General features: G+C 60.2%; 12 protein-coding genes. 7 read left to right on the forward strand and 5 right to left on the reverse strand.

What is annotated here, in order from left to right:
* Positions 1–2: 2 nt before the first annotated feature.
* The 5 genes from nuoE (at position 3) to HYT87_03410 (ending at position 5,514) form a co-directional block, all read left to right on the forward strand.
* Positions 3–509 (forward strand): NADH-quinone oxidoreductase subunit NuoE, encoded by a 507-nt coding sequence (gene nuoE, locus HYT87_03390; protein MBI2058791.1) that lies wholly within the window; start codon positions 3–5, stop codon positions 507–509.
* A 7-nt stretch (positions 510–516) separates the two neighbouring features.
* Positions 517–1,830, forward strand: a complete 1,314-nt coding sequence (gene nuoF / locus HYT87_03395) for an NADH-quinone oxidoreductase subunit NuoF (protein ID MBI2058792.1) — start codon at positions 517–519, stop codon at positions 1,828–1,830.
* A gap of 7 nt (positions 1,831–1,837) precedes the next feature.
* Positions 1,838–2,878, forward strand: a complete 1,041-nt coding sequence (gene nuoH / locus HYT87_03400) for an NADH-quinone oxidoreductase subunit NuoH (GenBank protein MBI2058793.1) — start codon at positions 1,838–1,840, stop codon at positions 2,876–2,878.
* A gap of 218 nt (positions 2,879–3,096) precedes the next feature.
* Positions 3,097–4,956 (forward strand): diguanylate cyclase, encoded by a 1,860-nt coding sequence (locus tag HYT87_03405; GenBank protein MBI2058794.1) that lies wholly within the window; start codon positions 3,097–3,099, stop codon positions 4,954–4,956.
* A 225-nt stretch (positions 4,957–5,181) separates the two neighbouring features.
* The gene (locus HYT87_03410) at positions 5,182–5,514 is read left to right on the forward strand and encodes a hypothetical protein (GenBank protein ID MBI2058795.1); all 333 of its coding nucleotides are present in this window, start codon (positions 5,182–5,184) and stop codon (positions 5,512–5,514) included.
* A gap of 386 nt (positions 5,515–5,900) precedes the next feature.
* Here HYT87_03410 and HYT87_03415 read toward each other — a convergent pair whose 3' ends face one another.
* From HYT87_03415 to HYT87_03435, 5 genes are all read right to left on the reverse strand, one after another.
* Complete coding sequence (locus tag HYT87_03415; GenBank protein MBI2058796.1) at positions 5,901–7,832, reverse strand: hypothetical protein; 1,932 nt, start codon at positions 7,830–7,832, stop codon at positions 5,901–5,903.
* Positions 7,833–7,955: 123 nt separating this feature from the next.
* Positions 7,956–8,774, reverse strand: coding sequence for a glycosyltransferase family 2 protein (locus tag HYT87_03420; protein ID MBI2058797.1), 819 nt, complete (start codon positions 8,772–8,774; stop codon positions 7,956–7,958).
* A gap of 16 nt (positions 8,775–8,790) precedes the next feature.
* Positions 8,791–9,606, reverse strand: coding sequence for a class I SAM-dependent methyltransferase (locus HYT87_03425; GenBank protein ID MBI2058798.1), 816 nt, complete (start codon positions 9,604–9,606; stop codon positions 8,791–8,793).
* Positions 9,607–9,768: 162 nt separating this feature from the next.
* Positions 9,769–10,401: a cytochrome P460 family protein gene (locus tag HYT87_03430; protein ID MBI2058799.1), complete on the reverse strand. Its 633-nt coding sequence runs from the start codon at positions 10,399–10,401 to the stop codon at positions 9,769–9,771.
* A gap of 255 nt (positions 10,402–10,656) precedes the next feature.
* The gene (locus tag HYT87_03435) at positions 10,657–13,026 is read right to left on the reverse strand and encodes a hypothetical protein (protein MBI2058800.1); all 2,370 of its coding nucleotides are present in this window, start codon (positions 13,024–13,026) and stop codon (positions 10,657–10,659) included.
* 93 nt (positions 13,027–13,119) lie between these two features.
* On the opposite strand from HYT87_03435, the gene HYT87_03440 reads away from it, so the two are divergent.
* Both HYT87_03440 and HYT87_03445 read left to right on the forward strand, forming a co-directional pair.
* Positions 13,120–15,348, forward strand: a complete 2,229-nt coding sequence (locus HYT87_03440; GenBank protein ID MBI2058801.1) for a hypothetical protein — start codon at positions 13,120–13,122, stop codon at positions 15,346–15,348.
* A 58-nt stretch (positions 15,349–15,406) separates the two neighbouring features.
* On the forward strand, positions 15,407–16,918 hold the full coding sequence (locus HYT87_03445) for an outer membrane protein transport protein (protein ID MBI2058802.1): 1,512 nt from the start codon (positions 15,407–15,409) through the stop codon (positions 16,916–16,918).
* The last annotated feature ends 8 nt before the right edge of the window (positions 16,919–16,926 follow it).

Below are 16,926 nucleotides of genomic sequence, written 5' to 3' on the forward strand. Positions count from 1 at the left end.
ACATGGCCTTCCAGTTTTCCCAGGCGGGGCTCGACGACCTGAACGGCTACCTGAAACACTGCCCCAAGAAGGAGGCCGGCCTGCTCTATGCCCTCCACTTGGTTCAGCAGCAGGCGGGCTACGTTCCGGATGAGGCGGTCGATGTCGTCGGGAAGCTCCTGGAAGTCAGCCGATCCCACATCGAAGGGGTGTTGACCTTCTACACGATGTATTTTCGAAAACCGATGGGCCGGAATGTGGTGACGGTCTGTTCCACCATCTCCTGCGCGCTCAACGGCGCGCTCGATACCGTGGGCGAGTTTGAAAAGCAGCTCGAAATCGAAACCGGGGAAACGACGCCGGATGGCCAGTTCTCGCTCCTCAAGGTGGAATGTCTCGGCGCGTGCGACAAGGCGCCCGTGGTGATGGTGAACGATCAGAAGTTCGACGGCGTGAAGCGCGAGAAGGTGAAAGAATTGATCCATGTCTGCCGCAAAAGAGCCGGGGCGAACGGCTCGGCGAGAGCTTGAGGCATCGATGGAACCGATCCTGACCCGGTACGCGCGCGACCCCGAGCAGAAAAAAATCGACGTGGCCGTTTCGCATGGCGCGTACGAGGCGGCGAAAAAAGCCCTTGCCATGAAACCGGAGGAGGTCATCGAAACGGTCAAGTCCTCGGGCCTTCGCGGCCGGGGGGGGGCCGGATTTCCCACCGGGAACAAATGGTCCTTCATCCCGGCGGCGGCCCCGGTGCGTTATCTCGCCGTGAATGCGGATGAGAGCGAGCCGGGAACGTTCAAGGACCGGCTCCTCATCGAGGGCGATCCCCATTTGCTCCTCGAAGGGATCATCATCGCGTCCTACGCGATCAAATGCCGGACGGCGTTCATCTACATCCGAGGAGAGTTTACCGACGGCGCGAACATTCTGCGCGAGGCGATCCGCGAGGCGTACGCCAAAGGAATCCTCGGCGAAAAAGTTCTCGGCACGTCCTACGCGCTCGATGTTCTCGTGGCCCGTGGCGCCGGCGCCTACATCTGCGGCGAGGAAACGGGGCTGCTCGAATCTCTGGAAGGTCACCGCGGACAGCCTCGCGTGAAACCGCCCTTCCCCGCGATCAGAGGGCTTTTCGGCCAGCCGACGATCGTCAACAACGTGGAAACCCTCTGCTGCGTCCCGCCGATCCTGAGCCACGGCGCGGAATGGTTCAAAAAGATCGGTCCGGAAAAGAGCCCGGGACCCAAACTCTTTTGCATCTCCGGCCGCGTGCGAAAACCCGGCATCTACGAACTTCCGATGGGCATCCCCGCCGAGCAGTTGGTCTTGGAGTACGGCGGCGGCGTGCCGGAAGGCCGGAAAATCAAGGGGATCATTCCGGGGGGCAGTTCGGCGGCCGTTCTCGGCCCGAAACAGTTCGGTACGCCGCTCGACTTTGATTCCCTGGGCAAGATCGGAAACATGCTCGGCTCCGCGGGCGTCATCGTGTTGGATGACACCGTGTGCGCGGTGGATGCGCTCACCAATATCATGCGGTTCTACGCCCATGAATCGTGCGGACAGTGCACGCCGTGCCGCGAAGGAACGGCGTGGTCCGTGAAAATCCTCACGCGCCTCGAACGCGGCGAAGGCGTGCCGAGGGATCTCGAGAATATCGCGAATCTGACGCGAATGATCAGCGGGCGCGCGCTCTGTCCGCTTGCGGACGGCGCCGCGATGCCGCTGACGAGTTTCTTCCGGGAGTTCAAGGACGAATTCGTGGCGCACCTCGAACAAAAGCGGTGCCCGATGCGCGGTGCCGCCGTGCCGGGCGAACAGCGGCCGTTGCCGTTGGAATCCGGCACCCACGCCTGAGCCTCCCATGCTCTTTGCCCTGACCGTTGCCTTCGTGAAAGTCGCGCTCCTCGTGGCCGTCATCATGACCACAGCGGCCTACCTCACGTTTCTCGAACGCAAGATTTCCGCCTTCATGCAGGATCGCGTGGGCCCCAACCGAGTGGGGTGGAAGGGCCTTCTCCAACCGGCGGCCGACGGTCTCAAATTCGTGTTCAAGGAGAGCATCACCCCGAAGTCGGCGGACCGCCTCCTGTACAACCTCGCGCCCGTGATGTCGTTCGTGCCGGGCATGCTGAATCTGGCCATCGTCCCCTTCGGCGCCGCCTTCGTGGTTGGCGGCCGGGAGTTTTCACCCCAGGTGGCCGATCTCGACATCGGCATCCTCTACTTCGTCGCCCTCGCTTCGTTGAGTGTGTACGGGGTCGTTCTCGCAGGCTGGTCGTCCAACAACAAGTATTCGCTCCTCGGCGGCGTGCGTTCCTCCGCGCAGATGATCAGCTACGAACTGGCGATGGGCCTCGCCATCGTATGCATGCTCATGATCTACGGCACGCTCAAGCTGGGCGAGATCGTAAGCGCGCAGGACTCGATCCTGGGATGGGGCGTATTCCGCCAGCCCATCGCGTTCGCCATGTTTCTGGTGGCCTCCTACGCCGAAACCAACCGGCTGCCCTTCGATCTTCCCGAGGCCGAGGGTGAGCTCGTCGCGGGCTATCACACGGAGTATGCCGGCTTCAAGTTCGCGCTTTTCTTCGTGGGCGAGTACGTCAGCATGATCGTTTCGTCAAGCCTGCTCGTGACCCTGTTCTTCGGCGGATGGCAGTTGCCGGGGGTGGACGTGTCCGGACTCCCACTCATCCTCCAAATCCTCATGCCCCCGCTCGTGTTTGCGGCCAAGACGGGTGTCCTCCTATTCCTCTACATGTGGGTGCGTTGGACCCTCCCCCGCTTCCGGTACGATCAACTCATGAACCTCGGCTGGAAAGTCTTCGTGCCCGTGGGTCTCGTCAACATTCTCGCCACGGGAACACTCATCCTCGCCCGGATCAGACCATTCGCCGCATAGTCCCATTCAGGGGACGGGCCATTTCAGGATGAAAGCCTAGCGTCTTTGCCATCATAGTTGTAAGATATCGTAACTATATAGTTTTATAATTGTGTAGGAATAGCGGACGATACCGTCTTGCACCTAGAAGGGATTTCCATCACGCTCCGATAGATACCATCGTGATTTTAATAAGTTAGTGTGGCGTCCCGGAACGGAAATTGCGCTGTACTCCCTCAATGAACGGTTTTCCGCTCATATTGTACGTAGGGAGGGATCAGAAGGTTCTCCACACCTTCAAGGGCATGGACGTTCATGTCCTGAACGAATCGGAATATGACCGGCTCGACTACGACCGCGTTCTCCGCGCAAATCCGGAACTGGCGGTGGTGGACCATACGCTGAATGCGCGCGAGGGCTTCAATCTCTTCAAAAAACTGCGCGATCTCCAGCCGGGCGTTCAACTGCCGATCCTCATGCTCACGGAGGAAAACTCGCCGCTCTTCCGCGCGAAGTGCATGGATCTCGGGGCGGATGAAGTCCTGAGCAAGCCCATCAATCCGATCGAATTCCTATCCGTCATTCGATCTTCCCTGCGCAAGCGCCGCGAGTTCGTGAAGCTGCATCAGGAAGTTTCCTCGATCCGGCAGAAGGTCGATCAGCTCCACAAAACACACGACACCACGAGGCGCCAGAAGGTCGACCTCGCCGACGATCTCCTCAAGGCGGAGCAAGTGAAGCAGTTCTTCCGCAACATCAACCTTCTCGATCTCAAAAAGGTGTACGAGCGCATCCGTGAGCAGTTGCCCACGCTTCTGGAAGTGGAGCTGTTCTCGCTCTTCGTCATGAATCAGGAGAAAGGCACGCTTGAGCTGGCGGTCCACAATCACACCAACCTCAGCGAGCACCTCGTCCTGCATCCGAACGCCGGCGGCGTGATGTTCGATGCGGTGAAGGAAGATGAAAGTTTCGTCATTACCAATCCCGGGCTGCGCCGGAACAATGGGGATAGCCGCGCGAAGTACAAGCACACGGATGCCCTCTTCGTCCCTTTGAAAGTCGGCGGAGAGACGGTCGGAATCCTCAACCTGAACAACAGCCTCAAGGGGCGATTCTCCGAGCAGGACAAGGTGTTGGCCGATCAGGTGGCGCAGTTCCTCGCGACGATTCTGTGCAATGTGCGGCTTTATCAGAAAGTCCGCGCCCTCTCCACGATGGACGGTCTCACGGGCCTCCTCAATCACCTGAATCTCCATAAGCGGCTCTACGTGGAGCTCCTCCGCGCGCTCCGCTACCAGCGGCCGCTCTCCTGCATCATGCTGGATCTCGATCACTTCAAGCTCATCAACGATACCTACGGGCACCAAGCCGGCGACCGCATTCTCAAGGACGTGTCGGAGATCATCCAGACCACCGTGCGCGAAGTGGACATCGCGGCGCGCTACGGCGGTGAAGAGTTTTTCATCATCCTTCCGGAAACGGCGGTGGACGAAGCGCAGCGCGTGGCCGAGCGAATGCGCGACAGCATCGCCAAGCACAGTTTCTTCGCCGAAGGGCATGTCATCAAGGTGACGGCCTCGTTCGGCGTGGCGTCCTTCCCCCAGGCCAAGATCATGCACAAGAACCAGCTCATCCGGCATGCGGACCAGGCGCTGTACGAAGCCAAGAACAGCGGGCGTGACCGCGTGTGTACCTACCAGGAGCGGCGCGTCGCCCAGCGGTACAAGGTTGAAATGGAACTGAAGTATCTCACGCAGGAAGTGCGGACCGTCCGATCGGCCATCCTGAACAACATCTCCGCCACGGGCACCAGCGTGGCAGTGTACGAACCTTTGGCGCAGGGCACCGCCGTGTGGCTCGAAATGAAAGTCACGACTGGGAACGGCAACGGTCAGACCGCCTCCGCGCCGGCCCAACCCGGTTCGATGAAAGCGCAGGGCGAAGTCGTGTGGTGCCGCCCGGCTGTCGAAGTCTCCGGCATGTACGAAGTGGGCATCCAGTTCAGGGGCCTCGAGGACGAAAAGAAAAAAGCCCTCACCAAAATCGTCTACACCGCCCTCTTCAAAGACGTCTCCCAGCTCGCCTCCCTCCCGGCCTGAGTCGGCGGGCGCCCTTTTCCCCGACTTGTCGCCCCCAGCCCCCTTGGAAATACTCTTCCCATGGCCAAACCTTTTACGGTGAGGATCCGCGTCGGGAGGTGGGAGAACGGCTCCCCCGAGCCCGCAGATGAAATTGAGGTGCTTGTGGACACGGGCGCGGCATAAACGGCGCTGCCGAAGTCCTTGCTCAAGCGGATGGGTGTGCCGGTGCTGGGGTGATTGACCTTGAGGTTGGCGAACGGCGAGACGATCGAACGGGAATACGGACCTTGTCTCCTTAGAGTCATGGAAGGGTGGTATGGGACAACCGTCCTGATGGCAGAGGATACGGATATTCCTCTCTTGGGCACCAACACGATGGACGATGCCAGTGTGGAAATCGACCTCCGAAATAAAAAGCTTGTACATGTTCAAGCGATTCAGGCCCGGTTTGTGGGCTGCGGGGCGGCGAGGCTCTTCCCGCCACCTCTCCCGCAGTTATTGAAACTCAAACCTTCCTCCAAACGCCGGCCATCACACACCGTCACCCATCCGACATTTGTCAACCCCCATGCTTGACCCCTGACATGCGTTGGATGTGCAGCCTGGGTGTAAATCTTGAATATTGACTTTTCGGCCTCAGAAACTCGATTTTCAAGATTGACACCGTTTTGTTTCGCGACCGCCATCCGATAAGGCGATGATTGTAATAATCGGGTGCCTTCGATGGGGTTCGGCCCATCGGTGTCCGCTTCGAGCTGAAGCAGCAGACTACAGGTGTGGAAGCTGCCACGGAGTACTTCTTCCCGTGCGAGACTAACAGAATGCCGATTCGTAGGGGAGCATCTTCAGATGCTCCCTCTTGTCGGGAGGGCCTGAAGGCCCTCCCCTACGCATTCTGTTAGACGCTCTTAGTAGCAGGAGGTCCGAGGGTCAGGCATGGGGGTTGAGACTTTCGGATTCGGTCAGTCCGGCACCAAAGGTTTTGGACGCATGTAAAGCCGACCGTAACCCGCGACCACTTGTTCGGTCCACCCGGCGGCGAGCGCCTTTCGAAGGAACGGCTCGACGTGCAGACGGTATCGCAGGAAGCCCTGTCTCACGGGCGAACCGTCAATGTTCGCCCATCCATCGCTCACCCAAATGGCGTCCATTGAGGCAAGGCGCTCTTCCGTCCGGCCGCTGGAATCTGGAAAGGGGGGAAGACTGGTAGGACTGACGATCCCGTCAATATCCACAGGCGTGAACGCTTTCAGCCATGTCTCTTCGCGCAGGATGATCTTCGGATGGTGAGAGGCGGCAGCAAGCAACTCGCGGTAGGAAGTTCTCATGCTTATCCCAGGCCCGGCTTGAAGAATGTCGGAGGGACCGGAGATCACGGCACGCATCTGGCCGCTACAACCCCCGTGGGAGGAACCGTAACCGTTGGGCAACACGAGGCACGCACTCACCAGCACCACCCATCGCGTATAGGTTCGTTCACCTCCCCTCAGCCACGATGCGAGGAGTGACTGCCCCGGAATCATCAGCAAGGCGCCACCCAACGCCAAGGTTTGGAGCGCCCGAATCTTCCACTTCGTAACATCGGCCAAACTTCCATCCGCCGACCAGAGCGCTGACAGCACCCATTCGTTGAAGATGATCCCCATCAGCAGGACGGCCCAGCCGCACCAAGCCACGGCCTTCTTGCGAGCAGAGGCGGTCGACAAGTTCCGGTCACTATCCGCCGGACGCTTGAAAAAGGACCCCCGGCTGTAGGCTGCCACCCATGCCAGGCCCCGCCCCGTATGCGCGACCACCAGAAGTCCCACGGGCAGAAGCGCCATGACGTACCGAGTATCAAACCAAACCAGGAGAAGGCTGGCTGAAACGCCGGCGGCGCCGAAAAAGATGGAACCCAACGTCGCGAGCCGGCCCCTCGTCCGAAGCTCATGGACGATGGCCGCCGTCGACACACACAGGCAAAGCCAAAAGACAGCGGCCAACACCGATTCTCCAAAAAAATACGGCCCCCGCCCAAAAAAGAACTTCATGGGTAAGTTCAAGAATTCGGGAACATTCTGGAGAATATGCGCCGCGACCTTGCCCGGAGCCTTCCTCAAGGCCTCTAGGATGGTGGTTGCACCACCAAAAGCCTCCTGATTCGTGAAGTACCAGTCCCGGTCCAGCCAGGAAGATGGCGGCGTGGTCCTTGTTGTGTAGAACCAGTTACCGACTTGGAAGAAACCGATCGTCAGCGCCCCTCTCGCCGCCATGGGAGCATACGTCGTATCGACGAGCATGTGGTTGTGATCCCATCGATCCGAGGGGAACAGCGCGGCCAAGAGCGCGACGGCGCCGAGACCGACCTTGGCTGCCAGGCGCAGGCTCGCATGTCGTGTTGGCAACAGAGCGTCGGCCTCCACTTCTCGTCGCCTTGACAACCTGCCCACCACGACCCCCAGAAAGTGACCGGCAAGGAATGGGACAGCTCCGAGATGGCAAAGAACCGCGGCAAGAAGGGACCAGGGAATGATTTCCGTGTCCGACCGCGCACGTCCCCAGCCTCCGGCAAAATAGAGAGCCACGAAACCGATGGAAGCCACCAAGCCTCCCCCCTCGACGATGGCGAGGGTGGGGATCCATGCAATCACCAGCAGCAATGCGTAGAGAGGAGTGAGCACGTTCCTTAGCATGAGGAACAGCGCGAAGGCGGCAAACAGATGGGTGAGGAGGTACTCAAGAAGTTCCGACCAGGGATAGGGCAAGAAGAAGAACGCCTGCAGATAAACGGCATGGAGAGGACCGTGGGAGAAGACCGGGAAGCCGCCCGTCTCCCTGAGAATACGGGCGGATGCCCAGTATTTCCAACTCTCACTCGGCGCCCAGTCTCGGGGGGCGAGAAAGTAGGTAGCCACCAAAAGGCCGACAAGGAGACCGACCAGCTCCAGCCGGTTCGGCGCAGATAGTCGATCCGATTCCCGCTCGGCTCCGGCCAGAGCTTCCTTGGAGAAGTTGGTCCCTATCGGAGTGCCTCCCGACTATGAACGACGGTCCCCGGTCCGGCTCAACGGGTCCCCTCTCGTGGACGGCTCGCCGCCGGCCCTTGTGTAACGAGTGGTAAGCGACTCAAGAAGCCTGCCTCGAAGGCCAAGCCGATGGAGTCCGTATTTTCCGATGAGGACCAGAATTCCGAGTCCGTAGACCACACTGGACAGAAAACTGGCGCTGGACGCATCCGGGAAGTAACGCGCAGGCACCGGTATCTCGCGTATCTCGTATCCGAGGTGGACAGCCTGAAAGATCAACTCCTGATCGAAGATGAAACCATCCGAGTTGGCCTCGAACGGAATCGTTTCCAGCACACGCCGGGAGAAGGCCCGGTAGCCGGTGTGATACTCGGACAGTTTCAGATGGAGAACCCAGTTCTCGAGCTGGGTGAGAAGCCGGTTCGAAACGTACTTCCACCAAGGCATGCCCCGCGAGAGGGCGTCGTCCACCAGCAATCGTGAGCCCAGAACGATGTTGGCGTCTCCCCGCTCGATGGGCTCGACCATCTCCGGGAGGAGCTTCGGGTCGTACTGGTAATCCGGATGCACCATCACGATGACGTCGGCCCCGGTCTTGAGCGCCTCGCGGTAGCACGTTTTCTGATTGGCGCCGTATCCGTAGTTCCGGTTATGCAGGAAGACCTCAAGTCCCAGTTCACGGGCGATCTCCGCCGTTCGATCGGTGCTTCCATCGTCGACCAGGATGACCGAATCGTAGGTCCCTTTCGGCAGGTCCCGATAGGTGAGGTGCAGCGTCTTCTCAGCGTTGTAGGCGGGCATCACGACCACAACCTTCGATCTTTTCCGCATAGGGGGGGCTATGGTGTCAAAACGATTCGGAATTGCCAAGCTTGACCTGAGCAACGAACTGATACGCCAGCAGGTTGATCCACGCCTGGGTCAGGACGTAGAGGAGCCGGTTGATCCAGTCGAAGCGGTTCCGCGCAAAGAACCTCGGCCAGATCAAGGGCCACGGAATGACGGAGCCCCAAAAGTGCTCGACCTGGAGGCCGCACGCGGCCAGCATTCGCAGGAACGTTGCCTGAGTGAAAAAGCGGAGATGTCCACGGTCCAGTATGCCGCGGTCCTGGTATTCGAACCTCCCCGTCAGGAGATGAAGCCGTACGTAGAGGTTCGCCACGTTGGGCACGGAGATGATCAGCCGGCCCCCGGGCTTCAGGGTTCGGAGGAAGTCTCGAAGGGTGGCCTCTGGCTCCGGGAGATGCTCCAGGATATCGGCCATCAGGATCAGGTCGAACGGTGGCTCACCTTCCAGACTCCGGGTTGGGTGAGCCGCCAGATCCGACTCGTAGAAACGATCCCAAGCCTCATGCCCGGGAGTGGGAGGACGACTGTCCAGGCCGACGACATAGTGGGCTTGCGACCTCAGCTCGCGGGACAGGTAACCGTCTCCGCAGCCGACGTCGCAGATTCTGAGACGGGGAGGCATCGCTCGGACGGCGTTCAGAACAAGCCGGTGACTGCTGCCGGAAAAATCCTTATAGACATATTGGCTGGAGGACGAAGACTCCTGGCTCACCCGATTAAGACGAAGACTCCGACCGCTGGAATGGGTAACCCGATATCTTCGATTGGATTCCGGTTTGACTTCCGTGATGATTTCCATGACGGATACGGGCATTGTATCCGGGGATGATTCCAGGTCAATCGGCTTCCGAGGGGCTCGGGGATCAGACATGGGAGTTGAGACTTTCGGAGGCCGGCGTGGGATGTGTCAGAGTCTTTCTGCGGAACTTCTGCGCATGCCTTCATCATCACCTGCATGCACAGGCAGGTCAAGAGGTTACTTGGCCAGCCAGATGAAGTCGCGCTGGGCGCCGGAGTGACAGGAGGTGCAGGACCCGCTTTTGCCGGAGGATTGCTGCGCCACGACCCGGCCGGTCCCGTTGAACTCCACCCACACCCAATCGCCCGCCTCGGGATTGAATCCTTCCCCTTTTTGTATTGCGGCAACGATTTTCAACTCACCCTTGCCGGCCGGATCCTTGTTCGCGTAGATGTACTTGACGATCGTGGTGCCGTTCGGCATCGGACCGGTAAGACCAGGTTGGATTGCCGCCTCCGATTCGGGATTCACATACACGTTCTCCACACCCAATCCATGAGCGGAGGACGTGCCCAAGCGCGGCCACTCGTATCCCGGCAGGAGTTTCCAGTTCGCGGGAGGGTCTGCCTCAAGAAGACGCGCCCAGAGCGCCTCTGCGGTGGGCTTGGTGGGGCTAGAAGGGGCGGTTGTGGTCGATGAAGAGTCTGTCCCGGTCGGTCCAAGCCCGGTCGAAGCGGTGGGGGTCTCCGCACTTGTCGGCAATTCGCCGGGCGAAGCGTTGGGTTCGTCCTCGTCCGAGCAGGACGCAAGAATAAATCCGGCCGCGATGACGGCGGAAAGGAGGATCGGAAATTTGATACCCGCGCGCATCTACGCGGATGGGGGAGAATCAGCAAAAGCGTGGATCTCGAGTCCCAAGAGCGTCAGAGTGGTGTTCTCGAGGTAGACGAGAACGCGGAGATTTGGTTCCAGAACCGGCGGCGAGTCGGGAACGGGGCTCACGGCGTCTTCCGTCGATCCCGAAAGGTCATTCTCCTGAGACATAGGTGAAGTTGGAGAATGGTAACAGGGACTGCGCCGATCCACAATCGAGATCGGAAGAACGTGGTCGAGGCGATCCCAGAGCTACGACCTGTGAATTCGTGCCTTTCGGCGGGCCATCAGGGGGAAGAGCAGAATGAAGGAGTAAGGGAGCAGGCCGGGGAGTGAGAGACGAGCGCCGGTCCCAATGGATTGGCACGCGCAGGAGGAGGTGCTTTCTGCATGACCCTGGGGCTTTCCGGGGACGAGGCCGTAGAAGAAAGCCGCCGTGAGATAGCTGAGCGTGGCCTCCCACACATGCGGTTGCGCCACGTGCATCTCGTAGTCGAGCGAACCGTTGCCGTCCACATCGCGCACGACGAAAACTTCGCCGTAGTGCTCGGTATCGGGCGTCGGCACTTCCGTGAGGAGAGTCCGGATAACCGGTTCGAGTTTGGCGCCGCGCTCCGCATCGTCTTTCCAGAGCAGGGCGAGCGCCGCGGTGGCCTTGCCGAGATAGGCCCCATCACCCTTCTTCTGGAAAAACGGGAGCATTTCGTTGAACACATAGTCCGAGTGGGACCGCATGCGTGGATCGTCGAAGGGAAGAAACTCGGTGGGCCAGATCAGCCACGCTCCGGCGCCGGTGCCTCCGCCGAAATGGCCGCCGTCCGTCTTGTAGAACTCCCGAGCGATCGCTTGCTCCAGCTCCGTGACCCGGTTCTGCCATGAGGCCAGCCGAGCCGCGTCTTCGCCCATAATCGGTGCGACTCGCACCGCGGCCTTGAGTCCGGCCAGCACAGCCGTCGCCCCATGAATGGTTTGGAAGTTGCCGGGGTTGTCATCCTCTTCCGCGGGACACTGGAGTCCGTTCGAAGCGTCACGGCATGCCGTCAGAAGATCCGCGGCCACTTGAATCGTCGGGTAGACCTTATCGAGATAGGCTTTTTGTTGAGTCCCGCTCAGGAAATCGGAGTGCGCAGCGAGGGTCCACAATCCGAACCCCGCTTCATCGATTTCGAAATCGAAGATTCCGCCCGGCCGCCCATCGGCGTAGTAGTTCATGGCGAAACTTCCCGCGGGTGCCTGATTCGTGCCGAAACGATCCTGCCCATCTCTCTTGCGGATCACGCGGACGTAGAACTCGTTGTGCTTCTCCACCATTTCGGGGTAGCCGGCTAGATCGAGGGTGTGATTGAAAAATGCGCCGTCCCGCGGCCAGTCTTCGCCGTACGGTGGCTGATTCGTGATTGAGGCGACCATCGCGCCACTCTCGCGGTCGGTCGCGATTTTCAGGGAGATAAGAGCGCGCTTGGATACACTCAGGATTTTTTCATCCGAGGTGTTGGGCAGCGCGGCCCGGCTGAGCCATTTCTCCCACCACTTCTGCGTTACGTCCCGCTGGCTTAGGACGGACTGCCCAACGGCACGGGACCAAAGCCCGAGTGAATCGGATGCCTTCCCGGCCACCGCGAAAACGAGGGTGATCTCCGGCGAGGTGGAATCTACATCGTAAAGAAGCCCCAGCGCGGCCGGGCCGGTCACAACGTAAGTGTCATTTGGAGTGGCATCGAAAGGTACGACGGAAGCTTCCCAATCTTCGAAGAGCAGGTGGCCCGAAGGCTTCTTGGACGAACCTAGAGTCCACCACACATCCTCGGTGTGGAGCAGGTTGTAGGGACCCGCGCTTGTGGCCGGATGAAACATGATGTCCGCCTGATCGAGAAACCGCTTGATGGAGGCGGCGTCGTTTGAGGGCAATTTCGAGAAATCCCGGTTTGCCGGCTTGAACGAGACGAATCTTCCACCTCCCTCGTCATACACCGTCGCGTATCCCTCCAGTTCGTCTTCGGTCCAGCACTTCGTGGGCAAAAAAGTGACCTTGGACGTGCATGGGGCCATGTTGGCGAGATAGATGAGTTGTGCGCCGGTCGCCGCGGAGTCAGGGTCTCGATCGATGCGATAGGAACGAATGAGAACGTCATCATCCGGCTTGACGAAATCCGTGCCGGTGACGGTGAGACCGAGGGAATTGTTTCGATATTCGGTGATGATGATGGGGGTGTCGGAGGAGAAATACCGCTGAGCGCGGGTCCAATGCGCGTCTCTCAGCCACGTGAGAGTTTCACCGCCCGACGTATGAACCTTGAGGCCCGCGAACGATCCCCACAGTTCTTCTGCCCCATAATTCTCGTCGTAGTCCTCGATCTCTTCGAGTCCCGGCATCGGCGTACGGTAGTTCAAGTGGTCGAAATAGCTCGGGCTGGGCCATTTGAGGACGACCAGCTCTCCACGTTTGGAGATGCCGACGGACAGCCCGCCGTTCCCGCTCACCGCATTCACCGTCGTGATCCCGAAACTCCGTTCCACCCCCGGAAGAGGTGTGGAACGGGCCTCCCGAATCGGTCCAAGGCCCAAGACGAATGTGACAGTCGTGAAGAGCCGGCATGCGTGGGCGGTCCAAGAAAGGGCCATCCGGGCATCTTAGGGTGGCCCGGCGACGCAGTAAAGAGTTTCCTCGTTTTCGGCTTGCGCGGGAAGGGGGACGTGCGTAGGATAGCGCCACTCATGAGGCGTGGACTCTGTGTCGCTGTTCTTCTCGCGGCCCTCTCCCCCGCGTGCGGCAAGTCCGAACGCCTCGCCTTCGAGCCGGCCTTCCAATTCGACCCGTCCGCCAAGCGGAACTTTGTTCCCTTCCCCATCGATCTCATGACGCGCGCGGACTCCTCCTCGCGGACCGGCGTTCGGCTCAACATCACCGCGGGGATGAATCGGGATATGGACCGGATGCTGGCAGGTCGCGATACGCTCATCGGCTACGAAGCCATCTCCCCCGTGGTCCACAAGCTGAGCTTCGAAGGCATCCGGAACCAGATGAACGCGCTCGATGGGTTCGGACTGCTCTCGCCGATCATCGCGCCCGTCTCCGCACCGGTGGACTTGGCCGGCCTGCCCGCGCTGGAAGCTTCGACCACTCCGGAAAGCCCGATCTGGATCGTAGACACCACGAATTGGGTGCAGGGATCGAGCATTGATCTCACGACGCAGCGGATCGCGTTTTCGTCTCGCTGGGAGCCCTCCGGATATCAAGTCATCCTCGATCCCCTCCTTCCTCTCAAAGGGGGGCACAAGTACACCGTCGTCCTCCGGCGTACCCTCCAAGATCGCTCGGGCCGCGGACTCTCGATGCCATCGGACTATCGGAAGCTCATCGATGGAAACCTGACGGCATCGGGTGACGCCGCCACCTACACCGCGCGCATGAAGTCCTTTCACAATGAAATCCTTTCCCGCTCCGTTTCCGATGCCGTTCTAGCCTTCGAGTTCACCACGATGTCGGGCGCCGACGACGTGGTCAACGCCGTAAAGAACCTTGGGGCCGCTCCCCTGCCGTCCATTGACAACGTCGAAGCCATCGCCTTGGCCGACCTACCCTCCATTATCTTCGGCCCCTCATCCGGAACGCATCCCGACCATCTTGCCGAAGTGTCCACGCTCGTCCGCGGCACCTTCCGCTCTCTGGATTTCCGAGGGAGCGACGAACTCATGCCCGACCGGATTGAAACGGGGGACGCCCTTCCCTCTGCCACACAGGAAATTCAATTTCTTCTCGCTCTGCCGAAGTCCGCCCGCCCCGCCTCGGGGTATCCCATCGTCATCATGCAACACGGACTCGACTCGCAGAAATTCAAGGAGGATAAGTGGCTTCGATTCGTGAACCGGCTCGCCACCGAAGGGGTCGCCGTCATCGGCATCGATGCCATCCGCCACGCGTTCCGAGCGAGAGAGGATTTGAAGGATACTCCCGGCATCATCAACTGGGCGCTGGATCTGATCGATTTCTCCAACCCCCTCCGCACGAGGGACAGCATCCGCCAGAACTTCCTCGACCTCTGGCAACTTTCGAACAAAGCCCTCCCGGCGTTGAATGCGGTATCGCTGCCGACCTGCGGCGCGTCGTGTTTCGATCTCACTCGCAAGGGCTACGCGGGCGAGTCGCTCGGAGGCATCCTCGGAGCCGGGTTCACGTCGATCGATACCTCGCTGAGGGCTTCCGTGCTCTATGTCGGCGGCGGAGAGCTTACGCAACTCGTCCGGGGCGATGCGGAGAACCGCTACCTATTCCTCCTGGGCGTCGCCGAGAACTGCGTGAAGATTCTCCTCCCGGGCGGCAAACCCGACAACACGTGCGGAGTCAAGAATCCATTGGCTTTCGAGTTCTCGGATTCCCCCGCGGCTGAAAATCTTTTCTTCACGGCGGCCCAGATGCTGATCGACAAGTCCGATCCCGCCGTCATGGCCGCCGGGAAGTATCGCCAACCTTTCTTCGAAGCCAATCTCTCGAATTCCCTCCTGATGGTCGAATCGGTGGAGGAAAAGACCGTCACGAACGTCTCCACCGAAGTCCTGGCCGTATCCTTTGGGGTTCCCCATCTAGGTACGGTGGCCCATGACGTTCCGGGACTGCCGAAGATCGACCAGCGCAACTGTCCGACAAGCGGCGCGGGCGCAGCCTCCGGCGCCGTCCCGCTTGATGGCACCCCGCCTTCAGTGGCCTCCCATCGTGGTCAGCCCGGAGGGCGGGGTACCGCACCATCCATGGCTGGCATCCAGCCAGTCGCGGGACGGCTGAGCCCTCCTGGCGCCGTTTGCGGATTCGTCCAAATTCCGGTCCCCGACTCCGAAAAGAAAGATGCCCACGTCTATCCGCTCACCTCCGCTGAGGGATCGAAGATGGGGGCGGACTTCCTGGTTTCGGCGCTCATGGCCGGCAGCGCAAAGATCACCCCACCGTGAGATGAAATTGTGAAGGGTGATGCGTGAAGAGTGAAGTGAAGCTCCAAGAGAGTGAAGGGTGAAGTCTGAAGTGAAGCTCCGCCTTGGAGTTCTGCTGCTTCTTGTTCTCATCACTCATCACGCATCGCTCATCACCGCCGCTTCGGCGAACGGCTTGTACGTGGCCGACAACGGTCCAAAGGCGATGGGAATGGGCGGCGCCTTCACGGCGCGGCCGACCGATGCCTTTGCCCTCTATTACAATCCCGCGGGGCTGAGTGCGCTGCGTCACCGCGAGGCCTATCTCTCTTTGGGCGGGCTCTTCTGGCAATCGAGCTTTGCGAGGAAGCCCGCGTCGGATGCGACAGGTCCCGACAGCACGACCACCTATCCGTATGGGACGAATTTTCCCAGGGTGGACAACGAAGCGTTGCCCACGCCCTTGCCGGCCGCGTTCCTCGTCTGGCCGTTCGCGTGGCACCGCCTCACCTTGGGCGGGGGCTTCATGACGCCCGTCGGTCCGCTCTTCCTCGAATACCCGGAGGACGGCCCTCAGCGATTCATGATCATCGACAGCGCCAGAACGGAATCCTACGTGATGCTGGGCGGCGCGGGCGAACTGTTCAAGGGACTCTCCTTCGGAGGCGTATTCATCCTAGACAGTGTCACTCTCAAGCTCCGCCAGGCCATCCTGGCCTCCGCGCATACGACGGAAAGTCCGGCCCGGGAGGGCCTCGCCGAACTGAATGTGGACAAGTTCGCCGAACCCACGTTCATCGTGGGGGGACGCTACGCCACCGACAAACTCTCCGTGGGCGTCGCCTACCAACGTGGGTCGGACCTGCAATTGAAAGGCACTCTCGACGCTCGGATTCAAACACAGCTCAACCAGATTCTCGGCATGAGCATGTTCGGGGAGCAACCGGTATCGATCAGGACAACCAAGGACGTCAGTGTCATGCTGAGAACCCCCCACGTTGTCCGGTCCGGACTGGGTTATCAATTCGGCAAGTTCTACAGCGAGTTGGATTTTGACTATTGGCAATGGAGCCGATTCAAGGAGTTCCGGATCGACATCGCCGATACATCCCTGCCCCTCGATCCGCCGCTGAATATCGGCGTCAGCCTGGCCGGATTCGAAGTCCAGCAATCCCTCTCGGACCTGAGCCTTGAAGACCGCGTCATCCCGCAGCCCTTGAAGGATACGATGGACTTGAGATGGGGAGGCGAGTACCACTGGTCCGAACCGCTCGACCTCCGGGCGGGAATCCACTACCAGCCCGGCGCCGTTCCCACCCGGGACTTGACCCCGCTCACTTTCGACGCGCAGACGGTCGGCCTCACCGCCGGATGCACCCGGCGATTCGGACGGTTCTACCTGGACGCATCTGCCGCCGCTTACCTCATGGCCACTCGGAAGGTGGAACACAGCGAAATCACCGGTTACAACGGCCTGACAGGGAGCGATCCCACAACGAAAGATCTGATGGAGAAACTCCTTGGCTACGACGTCGAAGATCCCGTGGTCGGGAACGGGACGTTTGCCGGAAGCGCGTACCTGCTCTACCTTGGAGCGGGTTATCAGTTTTGACGGAGAAT

Source organism: Nitrospirota bacterium (assembly GCA_016180645.1).
Taxonomy (GTDB): Bacteria; JACPQY01; JACPQY01; order JACPQY01; family JACPQY01; genus JACPAV01.

What these genes read in the sequence shown, in the direction of transcription:
- nuoE (MBI2058791.1), top strand. Translation starts at nt 3, where the DNA reads ATGGCCTTCCAGTTTTCCCAGGCGGGGCTCGACGACCTGAACGGCTAC.
- HYT87_03440 (MBI2058801.1), top strand. Translation starts at nt 13,120, where the DNA reads ATGAGGCGTGGACTCTGTGTCGCTGTTCTTCTCGCGGCCCTCTCCCCC.
- HYT87_03430 (MBI2058799.1), bottom strand. Translation starts at nt 10,401, where the DNA reads ATGCGCGCGGGTATCAAATTTCCGATCCTCCTTTCCGCCGTCATCGCG.
- HYT87_03420 (MBI2058797.1), bottom strand. Translation starts at nt 8,774, where the DNA reads ATGCGGAAAAGATCGAAGGTTGTGGTCGTGATGCCCGCCTACAACGCT.
- HYT87_03425 (MBI2058798.1), bottom strand. Translation starts at nt 9,606, where the DNA reads ATGCCCGTATCCGTCATGGAAATCATCACGGAAGTCAAACCGGAATCC.
- nuoF (MBI2058792.1), top strand. Translation starts at nt 517, where the DNA reads ATGGAACCGATCCTGACCCGGTACGCGCGCGACCCCGAGCAGAAAAAA.
- HYT87_03435 (MBI2058800.1), bottom strand. Translation starts at nt 13,026, where the DNA reads ATGGCCCTTTCTTGGACCGCCCACGCATGCCGGCTCTTCACGACTGTC.
- nuoH (MBI2058793.1), top strand. Translation starts at nt 1,838, where the DNA reads ATGCTCTTTGCCCTGACCGTTGCCTTCGTGAAAGTCGCGCTCCTCGTG.
- HYT87_03405 (MBI2058794.1), top strand. Translation starts at nt 3,097, where the DNA reads ATGAACGGTTTTCCGCTCATATTGTACGTAGGGAGGGATCAGAAGGTT.